The 24,644-nt window shown below is 63.0% G+C and carries 21 protein-coding genes and 1 pseudogene; 19 read left to right on the forward strand and 3 right to left on the reverse strand.

Annotated features, from left to right (window positions below; all coding sequences use genetic code 11):
• Nucleotides 1-170 precede the first annotated feature (170 nt).
• The 19 genes and pseudogenes from ACVWZ4_RS25905 to ACVWZ4_RS25995 all read left to right on the forward strand — a co-directional run bounded on the left by ACVWZ4_RS25905 (nt 171) and on the right by ACVWZ4_RS25995 (nt 20,129).
• Nucleotides 171-1,613, forward strand: a complete 1,443-nt coding sequence (locus ACVWZ4_RS25905; RefSeq protein WP_456742268.1) for an aldehyde dehydrogenase — start codon at nt 171-173, stop codon at nt 1,611-1,613.
• Nucleotides 1,614-1,837: 224 nt separating this feature from the next.
• Nucleotides 1,838-2,062, forward strand: a complete 225-nt coding sequence (locus ACVWZ4_RS25910; protein ID WP_456741475.1) for a 2-dehydropantoate 2-reductase N-terminal domain-containing protein — start codon at nt 1,838-1,840, stop codon at nt 2,060-2,062.
• Between the two features lie 133 nt (nt 2,063-2,195).
• Nucleotides 2,196-3,056: a helix-turn-helix domain-containing protein gene (locus ACVWZ4_RS25915; RefSeq protein ID WP_456704219.1), complete on the forward strand. Its 861-nt coding sequence runs from the start codon at nt 2,196-2,198 to the stop codon at nt 3,054-3,056.
• Nucleotides 3,057-3,126: 70 nt separating this feature from the next.
• On the forward strand, nt 3,127-4,008 hold the full coding sequence (locus tag ACVWZ4_RS25920; protein WP_456741476.1) for a helix-turn-helix domain-containing protein: 882 nt from the start codon (nt 3,127-3,129) through the stop codon (nt 4,006-4,008).
• 299 nt (nt 4,009-4,307) lie between these two features.
• Nucleotides 4,308-4,937: an NADPH-dependent FMN reductase gene (locus tag ACVWZ4_RS25925; protein ID WP_456704217.1), complete on the forward strand. Its 630-nt coding sequence runs from the start codon at nt 4,308-4,310 to the stop codon at nt 4,935-4,937.
• 45 nt (nt 4,938-4,982) lie between these two features.
• Nucleotides 4,983-6,230 (forward strand): MFS transporter, encoded by a 1,248-nt coding sequence (locus ACVWZ4_RS25930; protein ID WP_456704216.1) that lies wholly within the window; start codon nt 4,983-4,985, stop codon nt 6,228-6,230.
• Nucleotides 6,231-6,285: 55 nt separating this feature from the next.
• Nucleotides 6,286-7,536, forward strand: coding sequence for an acyl-CoA dehydrogenase family protein (locus tag ACVWZ4_RS25935; RefSeq protein ID WP_456741477.1), 1,251 nt, complete (start codon nt 6,286-6,288; stop codon nt 7,534-7,536).
• 18 nt (nt 7,537-7,554) lie between these two features.
• Nucleotides 7,555-8,631, forward strand: coding sequence for an alpha/beta hydrolase (locus ACVWZ4_RS25940; protein ID WP_456741478.1), 1,077 nt, complete (start codon nt 7,555-7,557; stop codon nt 8,629-8,631).
• Between the two features lie 104 nt (nt 8,632-8,735).
• On the forward strand, nt 8,736-9,035 hold the full coding sequence (locus ACVWZ4_RS25945) for a DUF1330 domain-containing protein (protein ID WP_456704213.1): 300 nt from the start codon (nt 8,736-8,738) through the stop codon (nt 9,033-9,035).
• 193 nt (nt 9,036-9,228) lie between these two features.
• Nucleotides 9,229-10,125, forward strand: a complete 897-nt coding sequence (locus ACVWZ4_RS25950; RefSeq protein ID WP_456704212.1) for an SDR family oxidoreductase — start codon at nt 9,229-9,231, stop codon at nt 10,123-10,125.
• A gap of 198 nt (nt 10,126-10,323) precedes the next feature.
• Nucleotides 10,324-11,211 carry a helix-turn-helix transcriptional regulator gene (locus ACVWZ4_RS25955; protein ID WP_456735495.1) on the forward strand — a complete coding sequence of 296 codons (888 nt, stop codon included), beginning with the start codon at nt 10,324-10,326 and terminating at the stop codon, nt 11,209-11,211.
• A 211-nt stretch (nt 11,212-11,422) separates the two neighbouring features.
• Nucleotides 11,423-12,506: pseudogene (locus ACVWZ4_RS25960) on the forward strand (maleylacetate reductase).
• A 24-nt stretch (nt 12,507-12,530) separates the two neighbouring features.
• Nucleotides 12,531-13,433: an intradiol ring-cleavage dioxygenase gene (locus ACVWZ4_RS25965; protein WP_456704210.1), complete on the forward strand. Its 903-nt coding sequence runs from the start codon at nt 12,531-12,533 to the stop codon at nt 13,431-13,433.
• Nucleotides 13,430-15,259 carry an FAD-dependent oxidoreductase gene (locus ACVWZ4_RS25970; RefSeq protein ID WP_456741480.1) on the forward strand — a complete coding sequence of 610 codons (1,830 nt, stop codon included), beginning with the start codon at nt 13,430-13,432 and terminating at the stop codon, nt 15,257-15,259. The genes ACVWZ4_RS25965 and ACVWZ4_RS25970 overlap by 4 nt, the downstream gene beginning before the upstream one ends.
• Nucleotides 15,260-15,339: 80 nt before the next feature.
• Nucleotides 15,340-16,665, forward strand: a complete 1,326-nt coding sequence (locus tag ACVWZ4_RS25975; protein ID WP_456704208.1) for an ABC transporter substrate-binding protein — start codon at nt 15,340-15,342, stop codon at nt 16,663-16,665.
• Between the two features lie 84 nt (nt 16,666-16,749).
• A complete protein-coding gene (locus ACVWZ4_RS25980) occupies nt 16,750-17,463 on the forward strand; it encodes an ABC transporter ATP-binding protein (RefSeq protein ID WP_456790381.1) in 714 nt (237 codons plus the stop codon).
• Nucleotides 17,460-18,164, forward strand: a complete 705-nt coding sequence (locus ACVWZ4_RS25985) for an ABC transporter ATP-binding protein (protein ID WP_456704206.1) — start codon at nt 17,460-17,462, stop codon at nt 18,162-18,164. The genes ACVWZ4_RS25980 and ACVWZ4_RS25985 overlap by 4 nt, the downstream gene beginning before the upstream one ends.
• Before the next feature lie 7 nt (nt 18,165-18,171).
• Nucleotides 18,172-19,038, forward strand: coding sequence for a branched-chain amino acid ABC transporter permease (locus tag ACVWZ4_RS25990; protein ID WP_456741481.1), 867 nt, complete (start codon nt 18,172-18,174; stop codon nt 19,036-19,038).
• On the forward strand, nt 19,035-20,129 hold the full coding sequence (locus ACVWZ4_RS25995; protein WP_456704204.1) for a branched-chain amino acid ABC transporter permease: 1,095 nt from the start codon (nt 19,035-19,037) through the stop codon (nt 20,127-20,129). Before ACVWZ4_RS25990 ends, ACVWZ4_RS25995 begins: the two co-directional genes overlap by 4 nt.
• 254 nt (nt 20,130-20,383) lie before the next feature.
• On the opposite strand, the gene ACVWZ4_RS26000 is transcribed toward ACVWZ4_RS25995, so the two are convergent.
• From ACVWZ4_RS26000 to ACVWZ4_RS26010, 3 genes are all read right to left on the reverse strand, one after another.
• Entirely contained in the window at nt 20,384-21,415 is a 1,032-nt protein-coding gene (locus tag ACVWZ4_RS26000) for an LLM class flavin-dependent oxidoreductase (RefSeq protein WP_456735491.1), read from the reverse strand.
• Nucleotides 21,416-21,511: 96 nt separating this feature from the next.
• A complete protein-coding gene (locus tag ACVWZ4_RS26005; RefSeq protein WP_456741482.1) occupies nt 21,512-22,492 on the reverse strand; it encodes an NADPH:quinone oxidoreductase family protein in 981 nt (326 codons plus the stop codon).
• 57 nt (nt 22,493-22,549) lie between these two features.
• A complete protein-coding gene (locus ACVWZ4_RS26010) occupies nt 22,550-24,607 on the reverse strand; it encodes an ATP-dependent helicase (RefSeq protein ID WP_456741483.1) in 2,058 nt (685 codons plus the stop codon).
• Nucleotides 24,608-24,644: the final 37 nt, after the last annotated feature.

A 24,644-nucleotide genomic window follows, 5' to 3' on the forward strand; every position in this document is an offset into this window, starting at 1 on the left:
CGGTGCGGGCCGACGAGCTTCCGCCTCGCAGTCACTGACCCTCTTTCCGGGCCCAGCGCGACGACAGGCGAGTGGGACTGAAGAGCTGGCAGTTCCTGGCGGGTGAGATCAGCGAAGCGGGCGGCCTCAAGGTCAGAGAAATAAATGTTTTGAAAATCGGGAGAGTATCGATGGATATCGGATTGATCGTTGACGGTGGTGCGGTTGCGGCCGAGGGAGGCGGCACGTTCGAGCGCAAGGATCCCATGACCGGTAAGGTCGCGACACGCGCGCCGGCTGCGACGCTCGCAGACGTCGAGAAGGTCGTCGCTGCTGCGGCCAAGGCGTTCGAGACCTGGTCAGAGACAGGGCCCTCGCTGCGTCGCGGCCTCCTTCTGAAGGCGGCTGATCTTATGGAGAGCCGTACCAATGACTTTATCAAGTTGATGCTCGAGGAGACCGGGGCGACGGCGCCTTGGGCTGGCTTCAATGTCCATCTCGCCGCCGGCATCTTGCGCGAAGCTGCAGCTCTCACGACCCAAATCACAGGCGAAGTCATTCCATCCGATAAGCCCGGTATCTGGTCGATGGCGGTGCGCCAGCCGGCCGGCGTCGTCCTCGGCATGGCGCCGTGGAACGCCCCGGTCATCCTCGGCACGCGGGCAATCGCGGCGGCGCTCGCCTGCGGCAACACGGTCATCTTGCGTTCGTCAGAAACCTGTCCCGGAACACATCATCTTATCGGCCAAGTTCTGAATGAGGCTGGCTTCCCCAAGGGAGTCGTCAACGTCCTGTCGAATGCACCTCCGGACGCGCCGAAGATCGTCGAGGCGTTGATTTCCAATCCTGCCGTACGCCGGGTCAATTTCACAGGCTCAACCAAAGTCGGTCGCATCATCGCTAAGCTCGCGGCGGAGCATCTCAAGCCTGCCCTGCTGGAACTTGGCGGCAAGGCGCCTTTGGTCGTTCTGGATGACGCCGATCTGGACCAAGCAGTCGATGCTGCGGCCTTCGGCGCTTTCATGAATCAGGGGCAGATCTGCATGTCCACGGAGCGCATTATTGTGGATCACAAGATCGCCGATGCGTTCGTCGCCAAACTCGCGGCCAAGGCCTCGACATTGCCGGCTGGCGATCCGCGTGAGCATGTCGTCCTGGGATCATTGGTCGATCTGGCGCCCGCCGAGCGTATGGATGCGCTCATCAAGGACGCCACCGCAAAGGGAGCGAAGATCGTCGCGGGCGGCAAGCGCAACGGAACGGTCGTCGAAGCCACCTTGCTCGACCACGTGACGTCGGACATGAAAATCTACAACGAGGAATCGTTCGGACCCGTGAAATCGATCATTCGTGTCGCCGGCGTCGACGAGGCCGTGCGCGTCGCCAACGACACTGAATATGGACTGTCCGCCGCGATCTTCGGCCGCGATGTCTCCCGTGCCCTGACGATTGCGAAACGTATCCAGAGCGGTATCTGCCACATCAATGGGCCGACCGTCGCCGATGAGGCTCAGATGCCATTCGGCGGCACAAAGGCCAGCGGGTACGGCCGCTTCGGCGGAAAAGCCGTCATCAACGAATTCACCGAGCTTCGTTGGATAACGATAGAAGGTCCGCAGCACTACCCGTTCTAAGGAAAGACCAGGACGTCCAGCATGTTCATCGGCAAAGCTCTCGACAACATCCGGGTGCTGGACCCGCTTGCACAAGACGATCAACCGTAGAGCGCGCTCCTTGGAGCCCCTCAGTACAAAGATGAGGCAGAGAATGTAGGCGCCTCATGCGGGTAATCGCAGTGCGACGCTGAAGCAGGAAGTGGGTGCACGAGACGGCCGCTCGGACAAAAGACTGAGGATGATTGACGGGGGGTGCTATTGTCGGATCCGGCGCAATCGGGCTGCTGTATGGTGGCTGGTTGCAGTCAGCGGGATTGGATATCGTATTCGTCACCCGGCCGGGTTGGCAAGCCGCTATCACAGGCCGGAACTCCTCGAACTCGCCAAGCAGTCGATCCGCGAAGTTGCAAGCGTGGGCCGAGCCGAAGGCATTGCGATCACCGGCGATGCCGAAGAGGCGACCCTGAGAATCCTTCAGAGCTTGCCGCCGGCGAAGGCGCTGGCGTGCTTGCAGCATCGTGGTTATAATGAATCATTCTTGATCAACACGCGCGCATATTGCGTGGCAGTGGGCCCCGTCAGACGCACGCGGAGCACGAGATGGAAGCCAAGCGCGAGTTTAGAGGCTCCGATACTCACGGTGTTCTGCAACGATTCGGGGCCGACATCCGTGCAACGAGCGAGGGGCATGGGTGGTCGTCGATTTACGCGTCGATCCAAAGGGAGAATCCCTTCGAGGGGCGGTTCGAAGCTATCGCTGACGACCTCATTGTGTTGCACCGTAGCGGCCCCGTGCAGACGACCTTCGCATCCGGCGGGCACGTCACTTCACGTTGCATTCCGAAAGGAAGCATCTTTTTCTTGCCGGCAGGTCATGCGTGCGAGGTGGGATTGCATGGGGCGCTGGATACTCTGCATATTTATCTTCGTGCAAACTTGGTTTCTGTTCAGAACGTCACACCGCTGCTGGTGGAACGGGACGTGGTTATACAGCAACTGGCGCAGGCGGTTGAGCGGGCGGTTTGCGAGAATGTCTCGAATTCAGATCTCTTCATCGATCCGATAGCGCGGGCGCTCGCGGACAGGGTCTCCGCGATTAGCAGGAGTAGGGAACCGTGGCAGGTTCAGACCGCCGGGCTGCCGGACTACGAACTTCGGCGCCTTAACGATTTCATAGAAGCCAATCTTGAGGGTGAGATTACCCTTGCTGCGATGGCCAGCGTGTGCGGCATTGGCACAAAGTCTTTCGTTCGGGCTTTTGCGGCAACGACGGGCAAATCACCATACCAATATGTGATCGCGGCCCGTGTGGAACGGGCCAAGCGATTGATCGAGCAAGACCAGGAAGGCCTCGCTGAGATAGCACTACGGTGTGGCTTCTCCCATCAGGAACACTTGACGCGTGCCTTCCGCAGGCTGACGGGTCAAACGCCCGGTCGGTACCGTCGCAGCGTCAACTGACAAGCAGCTAGGGCCAATGCAGAAACGCTCCGATCCACCATCGCCAGCCGCAGCACGAAATGAGCATACCGTGCAGCCTTTCGACGGAGGCGAGGTCCATTCCGTGCTGCGACAGTTCGCGGTGAAACGCGAGGCGTCCAGTGCGGGGCTCGGCTGGTCGACTATGTTCGCATCGGTTCAGCGGGAAGAGCCGTTCAGCGGCCGCTTCGAAGCCAATGCCAACGCCCTGCTGGTGACTGGAGCTACCGGACCAGTCGATGTTACCTATCGGATCGATGGGCGCGTTGTATCCAGGCACTTGCAGGAGAAGGGAATCTTTTTCCTGCCGCCGCGCCGCGACTGTGAGGTGACGCTGAATACGCCGTTGGATTCGATCCATGTGTACCTGCGTCCTGAACTGTTTTCCGGCTCTGAAGATAAAGCGCAGAACTCCGATTTTGGCCTCTTGCCTTTGTTGGGCGAGCCGGAGCCCCTAACCAGCAATCTGCTTGCAGTGGTGGAAGAAATGGTGCGTGAGGGCGATACCTCGTGCTCCCTCCTGGCCGATTCGATTGCGCAGGCAATAGCCAATCGCCTTGTGGTGCTCAACGCACGGGAGCGGAAAGCGGTGTGTGCTGTGGAACGCCAGCTGAGTACACGTAGCGTCCGCTCGATTCGTGACTTTGTCGAAGCCAATATCGCGGATTGCATCAAGCTGGACGATTTGGCTGCGATCTGCGGCGTGAGTCCCGAGTATTTCATACGGGTGTTCAAGTCTTCGCTGGGCGTGTCTCCTCACCGATACGTTGTCGGGGTACGAATTCATCATGCGAAACTGCTCCTGACGGTTCCAAACATTAGCCTCGCGGAAGTTGCGAGGCGATGCGGGTTTGCGCACCAGCAGCATTTCACGAACACGTTCCGTCGGATGACCGGCTTGTCGCCGGGCGCTTATCGACGGGCGATGAATTAAGAACTCCACGATCAGCCTTTCCGATCTGAACGCTGGCTCGTTTCCCGTAAACGAAGCGGACAGTTTGTGTCGGTTTCCTGCAAACCGGTCCGGTTTGTGCAGGCTTAGCCACCCGGCATGTCCTACTTTCACCTCACGTAGAGGCGCCAGACGCAATCATGGCGCCGACGATAGGGAGAGACGCGCATGGCATTGTTCGATGCCGGGCGAGGGTGCTCGCATATCCGAATTGGCCAGCATTCGCTTGAGGAGCCTTGGACCTCGGGTGATCGTGCTGCGCGGGGAAGTGGGCCGCTGCGATGAAAGACTGGTCACCCCTCGTGGTCGGGCTCGGCGGAACGTTGCGTGACGGATCAACCTCGGAGAGGGCGCTCCGCCTGGCTTTGACGGAAGCCGCACGGCTTGGAGCGAAAACGCAGATCTTCGCCGGGCAATCGTTGAATCTCCCGCACTACGACAGCATTGAACGTACGGAGCGTGCGACGGCGTTGGTCGAAGCACTACGCGCAGCAGACGGGGTCATCATTGCCACCCCGAGCTATCATGGCTCGATCTCCGGCCTGGTCAAGAACGCAATAGACTACACCGAGGACCTCAGCGCCGATGCTCGCAGCTATCTTGCCGGACGCGCGGTCGGCGCCATCGTATGCGCGGGCGGAGCCCAAGCCATGGGCGCGACGCTGGGGACTCTGCGGACCATTGTTCACGCGCTGCGCGGTTGGCCGACTCCATTTTCAGCGGTGATTAACACCGCGCAGCGGCCATTTTCCGGAGATGGCGCGTGCAGCGATCCGATCATAGCGCAACAGCTTGCATTCGTGGCCGAGCAGGTCGTCGAGTTCGCGAGAATGCGGCGGCTATATGAGAGCCGGCGCAATGGACTGGCGCCTCAGGAAATATCAGAAGCCGCGCCGGCGCAATGCGCATAGAACGCGGCCACAAACAACCGTAACGGGAAACACTAGGGAGAAATCATGAACAAGAATCGCATCTTTAGTTATGAAAATCTCGTTGTCGTCTTGATGGGAGCCGCGTTTGGCTTCGTATTCTTCGACCGTCTGGCGCTGAACTTTCTATCTCCATTTCTCGTGCCTGAGCTGCAGCTGAACAACACTCAGCTCGGTGCCCTCGCGGGTGGACTGGCGCTGACCTGGGCAATCGCCGGCTACGCCGTCGGCACTCTTTCGGACTATTTTCAAAATCGTAAAACACTCCTTGTCTGCGCGATACTGATTTTCTCGATCTGCTCGGTAGGATCCGGTCTCGCCAATTCGTTTCTGACGTTGCTTGCCGCTCGCCTCGTTATGGGATTTGCGGAAGGACCTGTACTTCCGATCGCGCAATCGATCATGGCTGCGGAATCGTCGGAGCACCGTCGCGGCTTCAACATGGGCGTTTTGCAGAATTTCTTCAGCGCGCTCCTAAGTAATTTTGCTGCTCCTCTGGTGCTCGTGGCGATTGGGCAGATCTACGGCTGGAGAAGTGCTTTCTACATTGCGGCGGTGCCTGGCTTTGTGGTGGCGGCCCTGATTGTCGCTTTTATCCGTGAACCTTCGTCGGGTGCCGCTCCGATATCGGCTGCGTCAGCGCGCAACACGATTCCGCTTTTGACGATGCTGAAACATCGCAACATCTGGGTTTGCGCGATCGTGAGCTGCCTGATGGTGTCTTGGCTCCTGATTCAGATAACCTTCCTTCCGATCTACCTGGTGCAGGTTCGCGGTCTGTCGCCCAGCGCAATGAGCGTTGCCGTGGCGGCGACCGGTATCGCAACGGCCGCGTCCTCAATCATCGTACCGGCGCTGTCGGATCGCTTTGGCCGCCGTCCGATTCTCATCCTGTCAGGCTTCGTTGCCGTGATTGCTCCGGTGACAACCGTAATGTTCGACGGACCGTTGCCTTTGATGGTGTTGCTCATGGGTGTCGGCAATCTCGCCATTGGCAGCTTCTCGTTGTTCATGGCCACTGTGCCGTCCGAGACAATCCCGCCGACCCATGTTGCTACTGCGCTTGGCTTCATCATGGGGGTTGGCGAGCTCGCGGGCGGCTTCGCGGGCCCGGCCCTCGCCGGGATCGCTTCCGACGTGTTCGGTCCGTCCAGCTCGATGTGGATCGCCGCTACGCTTTGTGTTTGTGCAGGCTTGCTTTGCCTGATGCTGGACGAAACTGCGCCGCGGGTGCTCGAGCGCCACAAAAGAATGATTGTGAGCTCGCCGGCATAAATGCCTATCGCCGGTTAGCTGCGACACGCTCAACGGAATTATCAGGAGATTGAAAATGAACGTTCAGGCCATGCGCAGGAGCCTGCCGGTACCGGAACCTCACCTCACTCCGCAGGATCTGGTGGACCGCGCGGCTTCGATGAGAACGCTGCTGCGGGAATCGCAGGACGAAACCGATGAGCGGGGACATTATTCGGACGAAATCCAGCAGAAGTTCATCGATGCCGGATTCTATCGGATCTTGCAGCCCAAAATGTTTGGTGGCTACGAGTTCGATTACGAAACATTTTTTCGCATCATGGTGGAGATTTCGCGCGGTCATCCGTCCGCGGGGTGGTGCTTGACGTTGGCCGCTTCTCATGCGCCTGTCATAGCCTCGCACTGGTCGGAAGCTGCACAGATCGAAATCTTCGGTTCATCCGGTCATTTCGCGTCACCGCACCGGGCTGCCCCCGGGGGCACGTGCCTGCCGGTCGAGGGCGGCTATATCATCAATGGTGTGTGGCCGTATGCGTCGGGAATACCGCACAGCACGCACTTCCTCGGCGCAACGTTGCTTCAAACTTCGTTCCCGCCGCGAATCCTGAACTTCGTCGTGCCGCGGGGGCAATACACAATTCTGGGCGATTGGGGTGGAGACCGCACCTTGGGCATGCGCGGGTCCGGCTCGAACAGCGTCAAGCTGGACAATGTCTTCGTGCCCGAGCACATGACCGCGTTCTTCGACGCGCTGGGTGCAAAGCAGGATCTCTCCGAGGGCACACCGGGAACGCGGTTGCATGGTAACCCCATGTATCTCGGGGTTCTCATGGGTCCTTATCACGCGTCTCTGACATCGCCTATCATCGGCGCCGCGCGCGCGGCGATCGATGAATATCGCGATATCCTGCTCTCGCAAAACACATTTGTTCCACCTTTCATCAAGCGCGCTTTCGAGACTGATTTCCAGGTCAACTATGGCCGCGCGATAGCGCTGACTGACGCGGCCGAAGGCGTGCTGCTCCAGGGTTTGCGTAAGCACATGGACTACTGCCAGCGGTGGGCGAAGACGGGTTTGCAAGCCTCCGTGGAAGAAAACTTGCGACTGTGGGGAATGCTGCAGACCGGCGCACGTCTTGCCTGTGACGCCATCGAGCTCCTGTTTCAGACCGCCGGGTCGACCGCGGCGCGGAAGGGCTCAAGGATGCTTCGATACTTTGGCGACGCCCAGATGTATCGAGGACACATCTCCTCTCAATACATGACATTCGCGAAGTACATTGGTCGCAGCAATCTTGGGCTGCCGACCGGTTTTCTGGATCTCTGAAGAAAGTCGGAGGGGGACGTGACCCAAACTAAAGCAAAACCTGCTCCGTTGGTGCTGGCAGACCAGGGATCTTTTTGGACCGGTTTGGTCCGCCAGCAGACACCGAATGGCACCATCGCAGCGGGTCAGATGTTCGTGCAGTATCAGATCCCGGAACACATCCGGCATCCATATCCCATCGTGATGGTGCATGGAGGTGGGGGGCAGGGAACGGATTTTCTCGGTACTCCCGATGGACGGCCGGGATGGGCCACTTACTTTCTGAAACAGGGTTACCCGGTCTATGTCGTCGACCGCCCAGGGCATGGTCGCTCACCCCTGCATCCGGAGGCTCTGGGTCCCATGACACCTCCGCTGACATACGAATTTGCCATGACGTTGTTTACGGCGCCCGGCAAGCAGCCGAACAGCTGGCCGAACGCGCAAAAGCACAATCAGTGGCCTGGTTCGGGCGTCGTCGGCGATCCAGTTCTGGACCAATTCATCGCGACCCAAGGTCCATTCCTTGTCTCTTTGGCACAGACGCAGCAGCTTATGCAGCGAGCCGGAGCCGAATTGCTGGATCGCATTGGTCCGGCGATCCTGCTCACCCATTCCATGGGAGCGCCCTTCGGTTGGCTCGTGGCAGATAGTCGACCGCACCTGGTGAAAGGCATCGTCGCGGTTGAGCCAATGGGGCCGCCTTTCGCCCAATTGCCGATGGGGCTGGGCGACCTCTCTTACGGACTCACTGCGATCCCGATGACGTTCGATCCGCCCCTCAAAGGCCCAACTGAACTGCGGCGCGAAATCCGCAAGGCTTCGAAACCTGGGCTGGCGGACTGCTTCGTTCAGAAAGAGCCGGCGAGGCGCCTTCCCAACCTCGCATCGATGCCCGTTGCTGTCGTGACATCGGAGGCGTCGGCCTGGTCCATGCACGACCACGGCACCGTCGACTATCTCGTTCAGGCGGGCGTGCGAGCCGTCCATCTGCGGCTCGAGGACCATGGCCTGCGCGGCAACGGCCACCTGATGATGCAGGAAAGGAACAGCGATGACATCGCTGCTTTCCTGGAAAGATGGATCTCGGAATATGTGGGGTCACGGCCAACATAAATTCGATTCTTCCCGCCGCCGCATCTTGTGGTGAAGCAGCGGCTGGTAGGTGCCAGTGAGTGGTCCGGTTTGTCAGCAGACCGTTAGCGCAGAAGGAGTGCGAGATGGCGAAGAAGGGATATTGGGTTGGTCACATCAACGTCACGAGCCCGGAGCGCTACAAGGACTACATCGCGGCCAACGCCGTGCCATTGAAGAAGTACGGGGCGCGGTTCCTTGTCCGAAACGGCGCATGCGAAGTGCACGGCGACGCACTTCAAGGGCGTCGCCACGTCGTCATCGAGTTTGAAAGCTACGCAATGGCCAAGGCCTGCTACGACTCACCCGAGTATCAGGCGGCGGCCAAGATTCGCGACGAAGCCAGCACCTCCGATTTCGTCATGATCGAGGGCCACGAGGACTAACAGCGATCCGCGGCGGGGTCTGGCAACTTACGATTAAGAGCCTAGCCGGAGGTGGAGACGCTAATTCGTTCCACAGTATGCCGGTCGGTATCCGTGGCCGTAGTGGCGGGGATTGCACTCCACCTTCTCGCTCATGCTCGAGAAGGCGCGATGACGTCGAGGGGCGTGCGCAAGGATTCAGGAGCACCATCAAATGAAAGATATCGAAAATAAGGTCGCGTTCATCACGGGAGGCGCGAGTGGGATCGGGTTCGGAATGGCCCGCGCGTTCCTGCAACATGGGGTGAAGGTCGTTGTCGCGGACGTCCGTCAATCGCATCTCGATGCGGCGGCTTCCGCCCTCGATCGCTCCAACAAGAACTACCATCTGATCCGTCTGGACGTTGCCGACCGCGAGTCAATGGCACGAGCGGCGACGGAGACCGAGAAGGTATTCGGCAGGGTCCACATACTCTGCAACAATGCAGGCGTATCGAGCATGGTGCCCATGGAAGACGCGAGCTTCGCGGATTGGGATTTTGTGATGAACATCAACGTCGGGGGCGTCGTCAACGGCGTCGCGACGTTCGTTCCCCGGATTCGGGCGCATGGAGAAGGTGGTCACATCGTCAACACCTCCTCGATGGCCGGCATCCTCGCTCTTCCCAATCCCGGCGGCATTTACTCGACATCCAAATTCGCGGTGCGCGGCCTGACGGAGTCGTTGCGAATGGCACTCGGACCGCACAACATTGGCGTTTCGCTCCTTTGCCCCGGCCTGGTTCGCAGCAATCTCGTCGACACGACGCTTCACCTCAACACGTTCGGTTCTGCTCAATCGGCGGGCGGCCCGTTCGCGGCCGGCGGTTCGCCGTTGGAAGCCGGAATGGACCCTCTCGCCGTAGGCGAACGGGTGGTCGAAGGAATCGTCGGGAACGAGCCATACATTCTTCCGCACGGCGAATTCAAAGACGAAGTCGCAGAGTCGTTCGGAGAGATACTTCGGTCGTTCCCCACCGATCGAGACGTCGATCCGAAACGGCAACAGTTCGAAGCGATGCGCCGGCAAGCGACGACGGAGGCCAAGCGCTTGGCTGCAAGCATTGGTTAGAACTTCGATCTGGCGCGCGAGGACCGCGCCGATCTCCATTGGACGCCGTCCCGCCCTGCAACGAATCTCAGAGAGCTTCGAACTGTGTTGCCGGTGTTGACATTGCGCTGCAGCAACGATGGAAGCGATTGGATTGAAAATTGAGGGCCATTGGGTTTTACTCCGCGGCACCGAAGCCGCGAGCCCTTGGTCTGTCGGATGCAGGCGACGTCGAATTTTGGGGTGCAGGAGACGCACGGGATCCTGAACCGCTTCCAGGCCGAATTCCGCGGCTCGAGCGAAGGGCTCGGCTGGTCATCGGCGTTTGCCTCGGTCCAGCGCGAACGGCCGTTTGATGGGCACTTCCACGCACTTTCAGACAATCTGATGGTGCTACATCGGGGCGGCCCGGTCGACATCACGTATGTGATGGACGGCAAGTCGGTTGCTCGGCACATCCCGCGCGGTGGCGTTTTCTTCCTGCCGGCGGGCCATGCATGCAACGTGCTCCTGCGCGAGCCGCTGGAATCGACCCACATCTATCTGCGCTCCGACCTTTTCGCCGGCCCTGACGGGGCACCCGGCGTGATCGGCGGTCTCGCGCCGATGCTCGGCGATCAGGACGCTGTGCTCGAGCATCTCGCCGCGGCGATCGGCGATACCATCACCGGCGGCCTGCCGGCCTCGTCGCTGTTCGTCGATCCGATCGCGCAGGCGATTGCCAACCGCTTTGTCGCGATTAATTTCCACAAGCCGAGCGTGGAGGCCGGCAAGCATCCAAACCTGCTCAGCGTCAAGCAGATGGCGCGGATCCGCGAATTCGTTGATGCCAACATCGACAGCGATATCCGGCTCGACCAGCTGGCGCAGCTGTGTGGCCGCAGCACCGAGTATTTCGTGCGGCTTTTCAAGGCGACCAGCGGCGTCTCGCCTTATCAATACGTGCTCAATTTGCGCATAGAGCGCGCCAGGGCGCTGCTTGCCGACGAGACCCTGAGTCTTGCCGAGATCGCGCTGGCTTGCGGCTTCTCCCATCAAGAGCATTTCACGCGGATGTTCCGCCGCTTTACTGGCATAACACCCGGACGATACCGACACAGCCACTAGCTTCCGCTGATCGCGGCCCCGGCCGGTCGAAGGCCCGATTCAGCCCTGCATTATTTTTCCGGTTTTGTGCAGATTTTCTTCGGTTTCGTGCAGGCCCGCCGCGCCAGCCCGCCCCTAGCTTCCTCCCAACGACATGAGATCGCCGGTTCGGCGGCTTGGGAGGATTGCCATGAGCATCGCGCTGGCCGATGCCGGAGCCACGTCCGTTGTGATGGCCGGTGGTGCGGGGAAGGGCGCGTTTGCTTATTGCTCGCAGCAATATCGCGTCCTGTTCGGTACCGGCACCTCGGCGCGACTCGGCGAGGAGGCAGAGCGCCTCGGCATCAAGCGGGCGTTGGTGCTCACCACAAGCGAGCAGCACGACCTCGGGCGACGGCTCGGCACAGGCCTCGGCGACAGGCTCGCCGGACTGTTTACCGGCGCTCGCATGCATACGCCGGTTGAAGTCACCAACGAAGCGCTTCGGATTGTGGAGTCCCGCGACATCGACGGGCTGGTCGCGATCGGCGGCGGCTCGACGGTCGGGACTCGGCAAGGCGCTCTCGCTGCGCACGGGGTTGCCGCATATCGCGATGCCGACCACCTATGCCGGCTCCGAGATGACGCCGATTCTTGGCGAGACCAGCAACGGCATCAAGACCACGCAGCATTCCCAGGATCTGGTGCCTGATACCGTCATCTACGACGTCGATCTCACCGTCAGCCTGCCGCCGCACATCTCCGCTGCCAGCGGCCTGAACGCGATCGCCCACGCCGTCGAGGCGCTTTATGCGCCCGACGCCAATCCCCTGACCTCGCTGATGGCGGAGGATGGCATCGCCGCGCTCGCCCGCGCGCTGCCGCGCATCATGGTGGCGCCCGCCGATCCCGGCGCCCGTCGCGATGCGCTCTATGGTGCCTGGCTGTGCGGCGTCTGCCTCGGCGCGGTCGGCATGTCGCTGCACCACAAGCTCTGCCACGTGCTGGGCGGCATGTTCAACCTGCCGCATGCCGAAACTCACGCGATCGTGCTGCCACACGCCGCCGCCTACAACGCCGCCGCCGCGCCCGAGGCCATGACTCGAGCCGCGCGGGCGCTGCACAGCGCCAATGCTCCGCAGGGCCTGTTTGACCTTGCTCGGAAGCTCGCGCTGCCACGCGCGCTCGCCGACATCGGAATGCCCGAGGACGGCATCGCACGCGCTGCGGAGATGGCGGTGCGCAAGCCATATGCCAATCCAAGACCGATTGATCGCGCCCCGATCGAGCAATTGATCGCGGCAGCTTGGCGCGGCGAAGCGCCCGCGCAGGACTGAACCTCAGGGATCAAGGACAACACGATGGCCAATTTCAACGAGCATGACCTCACTGACGAGGTGGTTCGCAGCTTCGCCAACACGCCGAACAAGCGGCTGAAGTTCCTCATCGAGGAGACGGTGAAATCGCTCCACGATCTGGTGCGCCGCACCGAACTCACCTTCGAGGAATGGAATCAGGCGATCGAGTTCCTGACCCGCACCGGTCGGACCTGCACGCCGCTGCGCCAGGAGTTCATCCTGCTCTCCGACGTGCTCGGCGTCTCGATGCTGGTCGACGCCGTCAATCACCGTGAGCGCGAGGGCGCAACCGAGACCACGGTGCTCGGCCCGTTCTATGTCGGCGAGCACCGCGTGACGCCGCACGGTGGTAATATCTCCGAGGGCATCGACGGTGAGGTGATGTTCGTGCAGAGCCGCGTCACCGACCTCGCCGGCAAGCCGCTTGCCGGTGCCGAGATCGACGTCTGGCATGCCGACGATGACGGCTTCTACGATTCGCAGAAGGCCGATTATGCGGCCCACGGGCCGTCGCTGCGCGCGCGCTTCGTCACCGATGCTGACGGCCGCTTCTCGTTCCGCACAATCTTGCCGTGCAGCTATCCGATCCCGACCGACGGCCCGGTCGGCGATCTCATCACCGCCACGCAGCGTCACCCGATGCGCCCCGCGCATGTGCACTTCCTGGTCAAAGCCGAAGGCTACGAGCCGCTGATCACCCACGTCTTCCTCGATGGCGACCAATATCTGCGCAGCGACGTGGTGTTCGGCGTCAAGGACGAACTCATCGCGCGCGTCGAGCCGCGCAACGAAGCAGCGCTGCCGAACGGCGAGCGGGTCTCCGGCCCGTGGCACCTGATGACCTACGACTTCCAGATGAAGCCCGGCGCAGGTTTGGTGCCCCGGCCGATGATGGCCGCGGAATGACGATCGCAACCAACAACACGACCAAGGAGAGCATGATGACCAGCAAACCTGTTCAGACCGATGTGCTTGTCGTCGGCAGCGGCCCGGCCGGCGCGACGGCGGCGGCCCTGCTCGGCATGTACGGCGTCAAGCACATCTTGGTGACGAAATATGGCTGGCTGGCCGACACGCCGCGCGCCCACATCACCAACCAGCGTGCGATGGAGGTTCTGCGCGATCTCGGCCTCGAGGACAAGGCGGTGGCGCAGGCGGTGCCGCAGCATCTGATGGCCAACAACGTGTTCTGTGAAAGTCTCGCCGGCGAGGAGTTCGGCCGGCTCTATTCCTGGGGCAATCATCCCTCGCGCAAGGCGGATTACGATCTCGCCAGCCCGACCCGGATCTGCGACCTGCCGCAGAATTTGCTCGAGCCGATCCTGATCGAGGCCGCCGGCCAGCGCGGCACTTCGCTCTGCTTCAACACCGAGTTCGTCGACCTGGTGCAGGATGCCGACGGCGTCACGGCAACGGTGAAGGATCGGCTATCCGGGGAGACCTACCAGATCCGCGCGAAGTATCTGATCGGCGCCGATGGCGGCCGCAGCCGGGTTGCCGAGGTGATCGGGCTGCCGATGGAGGGGCAGATGGGTCGCGCCGGCAGCATGAACATCATCGTGCAGGCCGACTTGAGCAAATACGTCGCACACCGGCCGAGCGTGCTGTACTGGGTGCTGCAGCCTGGCGCTGAGATTGGCGGCATCGGTGCCGGCCTGATCCGCATGGTGCGGCCGTGGAACGAATGGCTGATCATCTGGGGCTACGACATCGAGCAGGGCGAGCGCAAGCTCAGCAATGACGAGGCGATCTCGATCGTGCGCAATCTCGTCGGCGACGAGGCGCTGGAGGTCAAGGTCCGCTCCACCTCGACCTGGACCGTGAACGAGATGTATGCCGGCCACTATTCGTCCGGTCGCGTCTTCTGCGTCGGCGATGCCGTGCACCGCCATCCGCCGACCAACGGCCTCGGCTCCAACACCTCGATCCAGGATTCCTTTAATCTGTGCTGGAAGCTGAAGCTGGTGCTCGAGGGCCATGCGGCACCGTCGCTGCTCGAGACCTATTCGGCGGAGCGCCAGCCGGTCGGCAAGCAGATCGTGACCCGCGCCAACAAGAGTATCGGCGATTTCCCGCCGATCTTCGAGGCGGTGGGGCTGGTCGCCTCGACCGATCCAGCCGAGGCCCGCAAGGCGATCGCGGCACGTAAGGCGCCGACCACCGAGGGCAAGGCGCGGCGCAAGAAGCTCTATGAGGCCATCGCCAGGAAAAGCTACGAGTTCAACTGCCACGGCGTCGAGCTGAACCAGCGCTACGGCTCGACCGCCGTAGTGTCCGACGGCACGCCGATGCCGGCCTTCACCAGGGATCACGAACTGTATTATCAGGCAACGACCTGGCCCGGTGCGCATCTGCCGCATGTCTGGATCGAGCATCAGGGCCAGCGCAAGTCGACGCTCGATCTCACCGGAAAGGGCCGCTTCACGCTACTCACTGGGATCGGCGGCGATGGCTGGAAAGCCGCCGCCGCCGCGGTCGAGAAGGCCTACGGCCTGCCGGTCGATGTGGTGACGATCGGTCCACAGGGCTGCGACGCGCTCGACATCTATGCCGACTGGTATCGCCAGAGCGAAGTCGACGAGGACGGCTGCGTGCTGGTGCGTCCCGACATGTATGTCGCCTGGCGCGCCAGAGAGGCGGCAGTTAATGCCCCCGACGTGCTGCTCGACGTGTTCGGCCAGATCCTCGGCCGTAGCGCGAAGGCTCAGGCGAAGTCCGTCGCCGCCGCGTGATGCGACGCTGCGCGGATAATTGTTCAGAACGGAATGGACGGCAGCCGGCTTGAAAACCGGCTTGCCTCAAGGGAGGGGAAATGACCAAAAATCTATTGAACATGAAGTCTTTCGATCGTCGCCGCGTGCTGCAGGGCATCGCCGGTGGTCTCGCCGCCGCAGGCACGACGACATTGTTCGCGCCTTCCGTGCGCGCGGCCAACAAGCCGATCAAGATCGGCTATGTCTCGCCGAAGAGCGGTCCGTTGGCGGCCTTTGCCGAAGCTGACGATTTCGTGCTCGGCGAGTTCAGAAAGTTCATCAAGGATGGCGTCAAGGTCGGATCACAGACCTATCAGGTCGAGGTGGTGACAAAAGACAGCCAGTCGAACCCGAACCGCGCCGCCGAGGTCGCCAAGGAGCTGATCACCCGCGACAATGTCGGCCTGATCGTGGTCGGCGCCACGCCCGAAACCAACAATCCGGTGGCGACACAGTGCGAGCTCGAGCAGGTGCCGTGCATCTCTTCCGTCGCGCCGTGGCAGACCAACTTCATCGGCCGGCAGGCCAATCCGGGCGATCCCAAGAGCTGGAAGCCGTTCGACTATACCTTCCATTACTTCTGGGGGCTGGAAGACGTGATCGGCGTCTTCACCAGCATGTGGAGCCAGGTCGCGACGAACAAGTCGGTCGGCGCGCTGTTCCCCAACGATGCCGACGGCAACGCCTGGGGCGACACCACCATCGGCTTCCCGCCCGTGTTGGCCAAGCAGGGTTTCAAGCTCACCGATCCCGGCCGCTTCCAGAACCTCACCGACGATTTCAGCTCGCAGATCGCGGCGTTTCGTGGTGCCGATGCCGAGATCGTCACCGGCGTGATCATCCCGCCCGACTTCACTACGTTCTGGAACCAGGCGCGGCAGAAGGGGCTGAAACCGAAAGTCGTATCGGTCGCCAAGGCGCTGCTATTCCCGGCGTCGGTGCAGGCGCTCGGCAAGGGCGGCAACAACATCTCGACCGAGGTGTGGTGGACGCCGACGCATCCCTACAAATCGAGCCTCAGCGGCCTCAGCGCCGCCGATCTCGCCAAGGGATATGAGCAGACCTCCGGCAAGCAATGGACCCAGCCGATCGGCTTCGTGCATTCGCTGTTCGAGGTCGCGATCGACGCGATCAAGCGCTCCAGCGATCCGGGCGACGGCGCGGCGCTCGCGAAGGCGATCGGCGCCACCAAGCTCGAAACGATCGTCGGCCAGATCGAGTTCGGCTCCAGCGCCGTGCCGCCGTTCGCCGCGAAGAACATCGCCAAGACGCCGCTGGTCGGCGGCCAGTGGCGCCTCAGCGGCGACAAGTACAACATGGTCATCACGGACAACAAGCTGGCGCCTCAGATTCCGCTCGGCGGCGACATGCAGGCGTTGAGTTAGCGCAAGCCAGCTGCTTCATCGAAGGCAGAAGATGCGTGGCGTTGCTGCGCATCTCCTCTACGCCGAAACCGGATGTAGGCAACCATGCTCGCACTCCATGCCATCTCGAAGCGGTTCGGCGCCATCGTGGTTGCAGACGCGATCGACCTGACGCTGTCCTCCGGCGAGGCGCTGGGCGTGATCGGGCCGAACGGCGCCGGTAAATCGACCCTGTTCAACCTGATCACCGGGCTGCTGCGGCCCGACGCCGGCCGCATCGTTCTCGATGGCGCCGACATCACGGGTCTCTCGGCCGAGGCACGCTGTCGCGCCGGAATCGGGCGCTCGTTCCAGATCCCGCAACCGTTCGACCATCTTTCGGTGTTCGAGAACCTTGCGGTCGCCGCGCTGTTCGGCGGCGGCCTGTCGGAGGCGGATGCGATCCAGCATTGCGGCCGCATGCTCGATCTGACCGGCCTCGAAGCCAAGGCCAATCGGCTCGCTGGCAGCCTGCCGCTGCTCGATCGCAAGCGACTCGAGCTGGCGCGGGCGCTCGCCACCCGGCCGCGCACACTGTTGCTCGACGAGATCGCGGGCGGCCTCACCGATGCCGAATGCCACGAACTGGTCGAGACCATCCGCACCATCCATGCCGAAGGCGTCGGCATCATCTGGATCGAGCACGTGGTGCATGCGCTGCTCGCGGTGGTGCAGCGACTGGTCGTCTTGAACTTTGGCAAGGTCGTCGCCGAGGGCGCACCAGTCGAGGTGATGCGCTCGCGCGAGATCGAGACCATCTATATGGGCGTGCCGGCATGACCGTGCTGCTCAATGTCACGGCGCTCGATGCGTTCTACGGCGACTTCCAGGCGCTGTTCGGCATCGACTTCGAGCTGAACGAGGGCGAGGCGGTCGCTGTGATCGGCGCCAACGGCGCCGGCAAGTCGACCATGCTGAAATCGCTGGCCGGGCTGGTGAAGAACCGTCCCGATGCGATCCGCCTCGGGGGACGGGCGATCGGCGATGCGTCCGCCGCCAGCATCGTCCGGCTCGGCCTCGCGCTGGTGCCGGAGGGCCGCCAGCTGTTTCCCTCGCTCAGCGTCGAGGAGAACCTCTTGATCGGCGCATATGGCGGCGAACGCAGCGCGCCGTGGGATCTCGCTGCGGTCTACCGCATGTTCCCGGTGCTCAAGGAGCGGCGGCGCGGCGCCGTCACGGCGCTGTCGGGCGGGCAGCAGCAGATGGTGGCGATCGGCCGCGCTCTGATGTCCAACCCAACGGTCCTGCTGTGCGACGAGATCAGCCTCGGCCTCGCGCCGATCGTGGTGGAGGACATCTACCGCATGCTGCCGCAGATCCGCTCCGGCGGCACCGCCGTCGTGCTCGTCGAGCAGGACATCGCCCGCGCATTGCGGGCTTCGGATCGCTTCTACTGTTTGCAGGAGGGACGGGTGACACTGAGCGGACGGCCTGGGGATGTCGATCAAGACACGATCCGCGCGGCCTATTTCGGAGCATGAGGGAGCGATGAGCGGGTTCGACACCATCATCGAAGGCGTGCTGCTCGGCGGCGTCTATGCGCTGTTCGCGCTCGGCCTGTCGCTGATCTTCGGCATCATGCGCCTGGTCAATCTGGCGCATGGCGATCTGATCCTGCTTGCCGCCTATCTGGTGCTCAGCGCCACCACCGCGCTCGGTCTGCCGCTTGCGGCCGCATCCCTGCTGGTCGTCATCACGATGTTCGTGCTCGGCTTCGTGCTGCAGCGGCTGGTGCTGGAGCGGGTGCTCGGCGACGACATCCTGCCGCCGCTGCTCGTCACCTTCGGCCTGTCGATCGTGATCCAGAACGGACTGCTGCTCGGCTACGGCGCCGACAGCCGCAGGCTGCAGGCAGGCGCCTTCGAATCCTCGTCGGTGGCGCTCGCTCCTGGCCTGAGCATCGGGCTGGCGCCGCTGACCGCGCTGCTGACGGCGGTCGCGGCCGTCGCGCTGCTCCAGCTCATCTTCTATCGCACCTCGCTCGGCCGCGCCTTCCGCGCCACTGCGGATAATCCCGCGATCGCGCAGTTGATGGGCATCAACGAGCGCAATGTCTACGCCATCGCGGTCGGACTGTCGCTCGCAGTGTCGGTGATCGCCGCTATTGTGCTCGGTATCCGAGCCAGCTTCGATCCGTCGATCGGACCGGCGCGGCTGCTCTACGCATTCGAGGCGGTGATCATCGGCGGGCTCGGCAGCCTGTGGGGGACGCTGGCGGGCGGCATCGTGCTCGGGCTGGCGCAGGCGATCGGAGGGCGGATCAATCCGGTATGGCAGATCCTGGCCGGCCATCTCGCCTTCCTTGCCGTGCTGATGGTGCGGCCGCGCGGCCTGTTCCCGGCGAGGCGGACATGAGCGTCGAAAGCATCCATATCCCGGCAAGCCGCGAGCAGCGCCCGGCGGAGGCGCCGGTGTGGCAGGTTCGGGTCGGCACACGGCTGTCGCGCGTCGCGGCGCTGGCCGGCATCGCGCTGATCGTGGCGCTGGCCGCCTTGCCCGCGATCGCCTCGCGCAACCTGATCCAGGATATGATCTTCGTCTTCACCATGCTGACCTTGGCACAGCTCTGGAACGTGCTGGCCGGGTGGGGCGGGCTGGTATCGGTCGGGCAGCAGGCGTTTGTCGGGCTCGGCGCCTATGCGCTGTTTGCCGGCATCGTGATGGCCGGGCTCGATCCCGTTGCGGCGATCCCGCTGGCCGGACTGTTCGCGGCGCTGGTCGCGGCGGTGCTCGGGCCGCTGCTATTCCGGCTGGAAGGGCCATATTTCGCGATCGGCAGCTGGGTCGCAGCCGAAGCGTTGCGGCTGATCTGCGCCCAGTTCAAGTCGCTCGGCGGCGGCACCGGGATGTCGATCTCGCCCGGCGAACTGTCGCAGATGATCGGGCTGAAGGCGGTGCAGGCGCTGCTTGGCCTGCGCCCGGCGGCCGCGCGTGACGTACTGGTTTACTGGCTGGCGCTGCTGCTCGCCGTGCTGGTCACGCTTGGCATCTACGCCTTCATGCGCTCGCACCACGGCCTTGCGCTGGCCGCAAGCCGTGACAACGCAGCGGCGGCGCGCAGCGTCGGCGTCCGCACCACGCGGACGCGCCACGTGCTGTGGATCGCGGTCGCGTTCGCCACCGGTATGGTCGGCGCCGTGGTGTATTTGCAGAAGGCGCGTATTTCGCCTGATGCGGCCTTCAGCGTCACCGACTGGACCGCCTATGTCATCTTCATCGTCGTGATCGGCGGGGTGCGCACCATCGAAGGTCCGATGGTCGGCGTGCTCCTGCTGTGGGGGCTCGTCTCCTATCTCGCCCAATTTGGCAGTCTCTATCTGGTCGTGCTCGGCACGCTCGCCATCCTGATCATGCTGTTCATGCCCACCGGCGTGTGGGGTGCGACCGCTCGACGCTGGCAATTGCAGCTGTTCCCGACCCAGCGCTGGCTCGGCCGCAGCGGGTAGTCTGGCCTGATGCCGTTATGACTGACCTCGTGCCGGGCACCCTCCTCAGATTGCCATTGCAGGAGTCGTCGGCTGGCACGGCAAACGTATTTCACGGGCGCGGCCACGCGTTCGACATCGTCCTGTGAGGATGCGTACCGGCCGTCCCGCAATGCTGATCTGTCCTGTAGCCGCATCTTTGGCAACAAGAACTGCTGTCGGTCGAAGACTAGTCTTACCGGCCGTTCGCCGGCCTGGCGGGCTGTCTCAGCCCACTACCCCATCATCTCCCGCACCATCGGCACCACCTTGCGCCCATAGAGCTCGATGCTCTTCATCAGCTTCTCATGCGGCAACGGTCCCGCCGAGTATTTCAGCTGAAACCGGGCAACGCCGAGCGCCTTTGCCGTCTTGGTGATCTTGCGTGCGACGGTTTCGGGTGCACCGACATAGAGCGAGCCGTGCTCGGCTTCGCTGATGAACTCGTCGCGGCCCATCGGCGGCCAGCCGCGCTCACGGCCGATGCGGTCGCGCATCGCCTTGTAGTCGGGCCACAGCTCTTCGCGCGCCTGCTCATCGGTTTCGGCGACATAACCGGGGGAGTGCACGCCGATCGGCTGCGCGGGACGGCCGAACTCCTTGTAGGCGCGGTGATAGAGGTCGACGTAAGGCGCAAAGCGCTCGGGATCGCCGCCGATGATGGCGAGCATCAGCGGCAGGTCGTAATGCGCGGCGCGCACCACCGATTTCGGACTGCCGCCGACGCCGATCCAGGCTTTGAGCTGACCATTCTCGACCGGCGGATAGACCAGCTGATCCTTCAATGGCGGGCGCAGCTTGCCCTGCCACGTCACCGGCTTCTGCGACAGCAATGCGGCGAACAGGTCGAGCTTCTCCTCGAACAGTTCCTCGTATTTGCCCAAATCGAAGCCGAACAGCGGAAAGGATTCAGTGAACGAGCCGCGGCCGAGGATCACTTCGGCGCGGCCGTTCGAGAGCGCATCCAGCGTGCCAAAGCGCTGGAAGACGCGGATCGGATCGTCCGAGCTCAGCACCGTCACGGCGGAGCCGAGATGGATGCGCTTGGTGCGCGACGCGATGGCCGCGAGCACGGTCTCGGGCGAGGAGATCGCAAAATCGGAACGGTGATGCTCGCCGAGCCCGATGAAGTCGAGGCCGAGCTCGTCCGCCAGCACCGCTTCGTCGACGACGTTGCGGATCACCTGGGCATGCGCAAGCATGTTGCCGGTGGCGTCCTTGGTGACGTCGCCAAAGGTATCCAGTCCGAATTCGAGCGGTGCAGTCATCGATCAGGTCTCTGTGGGGAGGATCGGCCAGATTTAATGGACCGACGCCGCGCGACAAGGCGGCTTTCGGAAATGCTCGGTTTCCGTTTGTGAGGCCTATCCCGGCATACGCACCACCATCTTGCCGAGTGCTGCGCGCGTCTGCATCGTCTTGAAAGCCTCGCGAAACTCCTCGAGCGCGAACACGCGACCGACTGCGGGCTTCAGCTTGCCTTCGGCAAGCCAGCCGGTCAGCTGCGACATCAGTTGCCTCTGCACATCGGGCTCGCGCGTGGGGATCTGTGCGAGATCGACGCCAAGCAGCGCGCCGCCTTTCAGCAGCGGGAGATTGAACGGCAGGGCGGGGATCGCACCGCCGGCGAAGCCGACGACCAGATGGCGCCCGCGCCAGGCGATCGAGCGAAAGGCCTGCACCGAGATCTCGCCGCCGACGGGATCGAAGATCACGTCGGCGCCGTGTCCTCCGGTCAATTCCTTCAGCGTGTCGCGCCAGCCGGCCTGGGTGTAGTCGATCACGGCGTCGGCGCCGTGCGCCTGCGCGAATTCACGTTTCTCCGCTGTCGATGCCGCTGCGATCACGCGAGCGCCGAGCAGCTTGCCGATCTGCACGGCCGCGGTGCCGGTGCCGCCGGCAGCGCCCAGCACCAGCAACTGCTCGCCCGCAACGATCGTGGCACGCCCGCTCAGCGCATAGAGCGCGGTCAGGTAATTGGCGCGAAACGATGCGGCGACTTCGGCGGTGACGCCGTCCGGCAAGGGATGGAGCGCATCGGGCTTGACCACGATCTCCTCGGCGAGTGCGCCCGACCGCGTCATGCCCATTACGCGCATGCCGGGTTGATAGCCGCCCGGTGCGCCGGGCGCCTCCTGGACAACACCCGCGAATTCCGTCCCCGGAATGAAGGGCAGGGGATCCTTGGTTTGGTAGAGCCCTTGAACTTTCAAGCCATCGACAAAGCCGATACCGGCAGCTTCCACCCGGATACGCAACTGTCCGGACTCCACTGGCGGGTGCGGGATGTCCTTCAGTTCGATCTGATCGATAGGGGCGTACTGCTCGACGACGACGGCTTTCATGTCAGGACCTCTGTTGTTCCTGATATCCTGACAGGCCCTGAGACTGATCTCTTGCGTCTACCGCCACATCCCCCGCATCCGCGCCCCGATGTCGATCTTCGGTCCCTGCGATGCAGCGCGCGTGCCAGCCGCGGAGACCTTCGGCCAAGCGGTGCGCTCGAACAGATAGACCAGCTGCTCCGGGATGAAGCGGGTGCGCGAGGCGTAGACGTGGCGGTCGCCCTTGGCGGCCTGGCCGTGGACGAAGAAGCGCTGCGGCACCACGAGGTGCAGATCGTCCTTGGCGCGCGTCATCGCGACATAGAGCAGCCGGCGCTCCTCCTCGAGCTCGGCGCTGGTGCCGGCGCCGAGGTCGGAGGGCATGCAGCCGTCGACAACGTTGAGCACGAACACCGATTTCCATTCCTGGCCTTTGGCTGAATGGATGGTCGAGAGGATCAAATAATCCTCGTCACGCAAGGGCGGCCCTGATTTGTCGCTGGTCGCGTCAGGCGGATCGAGCGTGAGCTCGGTCAAAAATTTTTCGCGCGAGGAATAGCCGCTCGCGATCTGCTCGAGCTGCATCAGGTCGGCGCGGCGCGTCTCGGAGTCCTCGTGGAGGCGGTCGAGATGCGGCTCGTACCAGAGCCGCACGCGCTCGAGATCCGCAGGCCATTCCGAATAGCGCAGGTTTTCGACAGTACGGACGAAGTCGGTCCAATCAGCGCCGGTGCGCGGCGGCGCGGCAAGCTGGCCGAGCGCGTGCAGCGGGTCCATGCTCTCCGCCATCTGGTCGAGCACGCGCTGCGCGGTGGCGGGACCGATGCCCGGCAAGAGGTGCAGGATGCGAAAGCCTGCGACGCGGTCGCGCGGGTTCTCGGCGAAGCGCAGCAGCGCCAGCACGTCCTTGACGTGGGCGGCGTCGAGGAATTTCAGCCCGCCGAATTTCACGAACGGAATGTTGCGGCGGGCGAGCTCGATCTCGAGCGGACCCGAATGCGAGGACGTCCGGAACAGCACTGCCTGGTGCTTGAGCAGCGCGCCTTGCTCGCGATTGGCGAGCACCTGCTCGACGATGTAGCGGGCCTGGTCGGCCTCGTCGTGGACGGTGACGAGCTGCGGCTTCTGTGACGAGGTCCGGTCGGTCCAGAGGTTTTTTGTGAAGCGTTCGCGTGCCAGCCCAATGACGCCGTTGGCCGCCGCCAGCACTGACTGCGTCGAGCGATAGTTGCGGTCGAGCGTGATCATTTCCGCGCGCGGCGAGAAGCTTTGCGGAAAATCCAGGATGTTGCGCACGGTGGCGGCGCGGAATGAATAGATCGACTGCGCGTCGTCGCCGACCACGGTGAGCCCGCGTCCGTCCGGCTTCAGCGCAAGCAGGATCGAGGATTGCAGGCGGTTGGTGTCCTGATATTCGTCGACCAGCACGTGATCGAAGCGTCCGCCGATCTCGTCAGCGATCAGTGCATCGCTCATCATCTGCGACCAGTAGAGCAGCAAATCGTCGTAATCGAGCACGTGTTGGGCCTGCTTTGCCTCGACGTAAGCGGCGAACAGCCCCTTCAGCTCGGCGGCCCAGCCAGCGCACCAGGGATAGTGCGTCCCCAACACCTTCTCGATTTCCATCTCGGCATTGACGCAGCGCGAGTAGATCGACAGGCAGGTGCCCTTGGCCGGGAAGCGGCTCTCCGTCTTGGACAGCCCGCGCTCGTGCCGGACCAGGTTCATCAGGTCGGCGGAATCCTCGCGGTCGTGGATGGTGAAGGCGGGATCGACGCCGATCCGCTCAGCATATTCGCGCAACAGCCGCGCGCCGATGCCATGGAAGGTGCCGGCCCAGGTCAGCGCATCGCGCATGATCGCGGCGTTGTTCTCGCCGAGCACTTTGCGGGAGATGCGTTCGACGCGTCCGGCCATCTCGGCGGCGGCGCGGCGGGAGAACGTCATCAGCAGGATGCGCCGTGGATCGGCGCCCGCGACGATCAGGTGGGCGACGCGGTGGGCAAGCGTGTTGGTCTTGCCGGAGCCCGCGCCCGCAATGACCAGCAGGGGAGTGCCTACGGTCACGCCGTCGGCCACGCCATGCTCCACGGCGCGGCGCTGCTCCGCATTGAGCGTGTCCAGATATGACGTCACGAATCGCCCCAGTGTGATGCCGCCAGAATCAACGATC

This window comes from Bradyrhizobium sp. USDA 4472, from assembly GCF_054058595.1.

What these genes read in the sequence shown, in the direction of transcription:
- ACVWZ4_RS25980 (WP_456790381.1), top strand. Translation starts at nt 16,750, where the DNA reads ATGCTCGCACTCCATGCCATCTCGAAGCGGTTCGGCGCCATCGTGGTT.
- ACVWZ4_RS25975 (WP_456704208.1), top strand. Translation starts at nt 15,340, where the DNA reads ATGACCAAAAATCTATTGAACATGAAGTCTTTCGATCGTCGCCGCGTG.
- ACVWZ4_RS25995 (WP_456704204.1), top strand. Translation starts at nt 19,035, where the DNA reads ATGAGCGTCGAAAGCATCCATATCCCGGCAAGCCGCGAGCAGCGCCCG.
- ACVWZ4_RS26000 (WP_456735491.1), bottom strand. Translation starts at nt 21,415, where the DNA reads ATGACTGCACCGCTCGAATTCGGACTGGATACCTTTGGCGACGTCACC.
- ACVWZ4_RS25970 (WP_456741480.1), top strand. Translation starts at nt 13,430, where the DNA reads ATGACGATCGCAACCAACAACACGACCAAGGAGAGCATGATGACCAGC.
- ACVWZ4_RS25915 (WP_456704219.1), top strand. Translation starts at nt 2,196, where the DNA reads ATGGAAGCCAAGCGCGAGTTTAGAGGCTCCGATACTCACGGTGTTCTG.
- ACVWZ4_RS25905 (WP_456742268.1), top strand. Translation starts at nt 171, where the DNA reads ATGGATATCGGATTGATCGTTGACGGTGGTGCGGTTGCGGCCGAGGGA.
- ACVWZ4_RS25985 (WP_456704206.1), top strand. Translation starts at nt 17,460, where the DNA reads ATGACCGTGCTGCTCAATGTCACGGCGCTCGATGCGTTCTACGGCGAC.
- ACVWZ4_RS25930 (WP_456704216.1), top strand. Translation starts at nt 4,983, where the DNA reads ATGAACAAGAATCGCATCTTTAGTTATGAAAATCTCGTTGTCGTCTTG.
- ACVWZ4_RS25925 (WP_456704217.1), top strand. Translation starts at nt 4,308, where the DNA reads ATGAAAGACTGGTCACCCCTCGTGGTCGGGCTCGGCGGAACGTTGCGT.
- ACVWZ4_RS25945 (WP_456704213.1), top strand. Translation starts at nt 8,736, where the DNA reads ATGGCGAAGAAGGGATATTGGGTTGGTCACATCAACGTCACGAGCCCG.
- ACVWZ4_RS25935 (WP_456741477.1), top strand. Translation starts at nt 6,286, where the DNA reads ATGAACGTTCAGGCCATGCGCAGGAGCCTGCCGGTACCGGAACCTCAC.
- ACVWZ4_RS25990 (WP_456741481.1), top strand. Translation starts at nt 18,172, where the DNA reads ATGAGCGGGTTCGACACCATCATCGAAGGCGTGCTGCTCGGCGGCGTC.
- ACVWZ4_RS25965 (WP_456704210.1), top strand. Translation starts at nt 12,531, where the DNA reads ATGGCCAATTTCAACGAGCATGACCTCACTGACGAGGTGGTTCGCAGC.
- ACVWZ4_RS26005 (WP_456741482.1), bottom strand. Translation starts at nt 22,492, where the DNA reads ATGAAAGCCGTCGTCGTCGAGCAGTACGCCCCTATCGATCAGATCGAA.
- ACVWZ4_RS25955 (WP_456735495.1), top strand. Translation starts at nt 10,324, where the DNA reads ATGCAGGCGACGTCGAATTTTGGGGTGCAGGAGACGCACGGGATCCTG.
- ACVWZ4_RS25950 (WP_456704212.1), top strand. Translation starts at nt 9,229, where the DNA reads ATGAAAGATATCGAAAATAAGGTCGCGTTCATCACGGGAGGCGCGAGT.